Source organism: Candidatus Hydrogenedentota bacterium, assembly GCA_019695095.1.
Lineage (GTDB): Bacteria > Hydrogenedentota > Hydrogenedentia > Hydrogenedentales > SLHB01 > JAIBAQ01.
On sequence record JAIBAQ010000361.1, the window covers coordinates 1 to 3,270 of the forward strand.

Annotated in this window: 7 protein-coding genes; all 7 read left to right on the forward strand. The window is 57.2% G+C overall.

The genetic code is table 11. The annotated features are described in order from the left end of the window. The coding region (locus K1Y02_26345) for a DUF1207 domain-containing protein (protein MBX7259902.1) at positions 1–384 on the forward strand (384 nt) is incomplete at its 5' end. A gap of 86 nt (positions 385–470) precedes the next feature. After that, positions 471–815, forward strand: a complete 345-nt coding sequence (locus tag K1Y02_26350; protein MBX7259903.1) for a cytochrome c — start codon at positions 471–473, stop codon at positions 813–815. An 11-nt stretch (positions 816–826) separates the two neighbouring features. Beyond that, positions 827–1,057, forward strand: coding sequence for a tetratricopeptide repeat protein (locus K1Y02_26355; protein MBX7259904.1), 231 nt, complete (start codon positions 827–829; stop codon positions 1,055–1,057). Positions 1,058–1,112: 55 nt separating this feature from the next. Then, complete coding sequence (locus K1Y02_26360; GenBank protein MBX7259905.1) at positions 1,113–1,409, forward strand: hypothetical protein; 297 nt, start codon at positions 1,113–1,115, stop codon at positions 1,407–1,409. Positions 1,410–1,495: 86 nt separating this feature from the next. Further along, positions 1,496–1,867 (forward strand): hypothetical protein, encoded by a 372-nt coding sequence (locus tag K1Y02_26365; protein MBX7259906.1) that lies wholly within the window; start codon positions 1,496–1,498, stop codon positions 1,865–1,867. Between the two features lie 109 nt (positions 1,868–1,976). Continuing rightward, positions 1,977–2,873, forward strand: coding sequence for an SDR family NAD(P)-dependent oxidoreductase (locus tag K1Y02_26370; GenBank protein ID MBX7259907.1), 897 nt, complete (start codon positions 1,977–1,979; stop codon positions 2,871–2,873). A 233-nt stretch (positions 2,874–3,106) separates the two neighbouring features. Then, a partial coding sequence (locus K1Y02_26375) for a hypothetical protein (protein ID MBX7259908.1) occupies positions 3,107–3,270 on the forward strand: 164 nt, incomplete at its 3' end.

Consider the following 3,270-nt stretch of genomic DNA (forward strand, 5'->3'; position numbering starts at 1 on the left):
GAAGCGCTGGTTTCCTACGACTACCGGTGGGGGAGGTTGTACGCGGGCGGAGGGTATTTGGTCCATCGCGAACCGGCCTCGCTCGACCGGAATCGCGTGCAGTGGGGAGTCGAGTTGCGCGGCCCCTCCATTCCATCACCGATCCTTGGACGGGCGCTGGCAGGGTTTCTCGTCACGCCGGTGCTCGGGGCGGACTTCAAGTCATTCGAGGAGTTGAACTGGGTGATCAATGCCAATGTCGTCGGCGGAATCGAGTGGTCGAGACAGGGATCGAGTCGCCGCTTCCGCTTCCTGGTGAATTACTATCACGGCTTCACTCCCTATGGGCAGTTCTTCGCGCAGAAAGTCGAGACGGTGGGATTTGGGTTCTACCTGCAGTTGTAATCGAGAGCCGCTCGTCCAAATAAGCGAACATGTATGAGAGAAAACGATTGCCGATATCACGGACGATCGGCGAAATGGGATAAGACATGAATGTGTTGGCTCGTGCGCTGTGTATCCTACTCATACTCATTGGGGCAGTCCAGGGATGCGGCCTGTGGGCGGCCGAAGGCGGTGCCTCCAAAGGAAAGCGGCTGTTCGAGGAGCACTGTATGGTGTGTCATGGCCAGGGAGGCAAGGGGGATGGCTATCGTCTGTTCAATCCACCACCGGCCGACCTGACCTCCCCCGCGGTTCAGGAAAAACTTGACGCCGCCTTGCTCAGGACCATTCATGAGGGGCGACGGAATACGGCGATGGGAAGGTGGAAGTACGTCCTTTCCGATGAGGAGGCCCGTGAAGTGCTCGCGTATATTCGGTCTCTCTCACGGTAAGCCGAAGGGATCTGCATTATGAGCAAGGGCACTGGGGCGTCGCGAAAAAATACTTCGAGCGCGCAGTGCAGACCGATGAACAGTCCGCCGAGGCCCACTATGACTTGGCGCTCGCGCTGGACAAGGCGGGAGATCCCCAGGCAGCGATTCAGCACTTCCAGGCGGCGCAGAAGTACGGAAAGGACAATTCCGAGATCCAGAATTCTGGCATCCTGCAGGCGCACTTGAAGGCGAAGCACTAGGGGTCATCCGGAATCAGCAGTCTCGTCGAGTGAACGAAAAGATACGAGGTGCGCCATGGCAGTCACATTGAGGTATGTGTTTTCAATCCCGACAGCCAAAGAGGGGGAATTCACGAAGTGGTTGCATGAAGAAAAAGCAAGTCTGAACGAGCAACCAGGGCTCATTGGCGGAAAGGTGTACAAAAGCATCCAAGCGGACAGCAAATTCAACTTCATTAATGTTGCGATCTGGGAAAGCGAGGAGCAGTACCGGCAAGCGTATGAGAAACACGTGCCCCGCGCCAAGGCCAGGCTTGTTGAGCTCGGAGCCGAGATTACCCGGGGGTCCTATCAGGTCGCGCTTGAATACTGACACCGCGTCCATTGTGATCATTCGGAACATGTCTTGTTTATGCCAAAACTTATGATCTTTAAGATAGAAGCCAAGGAGGTTCGCAGATGACAGGAAAACGAGTGCTCGTCACCGGCTTGCATCCATCCGCGGTTGATTTCAGCAACTATCCGGGATGGACGGCAGATAGGCTCACCGCTAGCCTGGATAGCGAACAAGCAACGTTACGCGAGTTGGGCTACAGCCCCGATGCCTGTTGGTTCAACCTCAAGCAGCCGCCCGAATCTGTGTTGCAAAAGAAGTTGGCGGAAGGGCCGTTCGACTGCGTGATGATCGGAGCGGGGGTGCGAACCAATCAGGATCATTTTCTCATGTTCGAGAAGCTGATCAACACAGTCCATCAATACGCGCCTCACGCCAAGATCTGCTTCAATACCAACCCGACCGATACGGCGGCAGCGGTCCAGCGTTGGGTATAGCGTCTGAAATGCAATGGGTCCGGCGATCTTTCGTGAAACGAAAGCATGCACGAGTGAGAGCTCTGGGCCAGGTTGACAATGCTGAACAGCATAAGGGAAGAAGGCCGTCATGAAGCGAGACAAGAGCTGGACATGGCGTCGCGTCGCCCCTTCGAGCCTCAACCTTAACGGAATAAAGGCTGCGATCGTCGGCGGCACCGGTGGCATCGGACGCGCCTTCAGTCGTTTCATGGCCTCGCGTGGCGCCACCGTCGTGGTTGTCGGTCAGACGTTTCGTGATTCCAAGGTGCCGGGGATCGAATTTATCAAAGCGGACCTGAGCCTCATGCGTGAAGCAAAGCGCGTTGGCGAAGCATTGCCTGCGGAGACCTTGGACATCGTCATCTTCACCACTGGGGTCTTTGCCGCCCCAAAGCGACAAGAAACCGCAGAGGGCATCGAGCAAGACATGGCGGTGAGTTATTTGAGCAGGTTGGTGATTCTACGCGAGATCGCCCCGCGTCTCGGTAAGGACCGTCCAGAGGCCAAAATGAAGTCGCGCGTATTCATTATGGGGTTTCCCGGCTCCGGCCAAGCCGGCACACTCGATGACCTCAACGCCGAAAAGTACTACGGCGCCATGCGCGTGCACATGAACACTGTCGCCGGCAACGAGATGCTCGTGCTCGACGCGGCGAAGCGTTACCTAAACGCGACCTTCTTCGGCCTGAATCCCGGGCTCATCAAGACCGACATCCGTAACAACTTCTTGGGACAGGACACGCTCAAGTCGCGCTTCACGGAATGGATGATCGGCCTCCTGACTCCGAGCGCGGAGACCTACGCCGAACGTCTGACGCCGCTCCTCGTTTCTCCAGATCTGGACGCACACAGCGGCGCCATGTTCGACCGCAAGGGCTTTGCCATCTTGCCATCGCCCAAGCTGATGGACCGCTCGTACGTGAATGCGTTCATCGCTGCCTCGGAGGCGTTGGTGTCTCGGGTGAATGTTCGCCTTTCCTCATAACGATCACGGGAGCCGGACGGCCAAGACCACATGCTGCAAATCTCACCCGCCGACCTGACCTCCCCCGCGGTTCAGGAAAAACTTGACGCCGCCTTGCTCAGGACCATTCATGAGGGGCGACGGAATACGGCGATGGGAAGGTGGAAGTACGTCCTTCCGATGAGGAGGCCCGTGAAGTGCTCGCGTATATTCGGTCTCTCTCTCAATAAGCCAGAGGGGAAGGAGTCAAGCCTATGAGCAGAGCGTCGCAAAGTCCACTGAGCCCCGAGATGCTGCGGAAGGTAGACGCGTACTGGCGCGCGGCCAATTATCTCTCCGTCGGTCAGATTTACCTGTACGACAATCCGTTGCTGAAACAGCCGCTGAAGCGCACGCACATCAAACCGCGGTTGCTGGG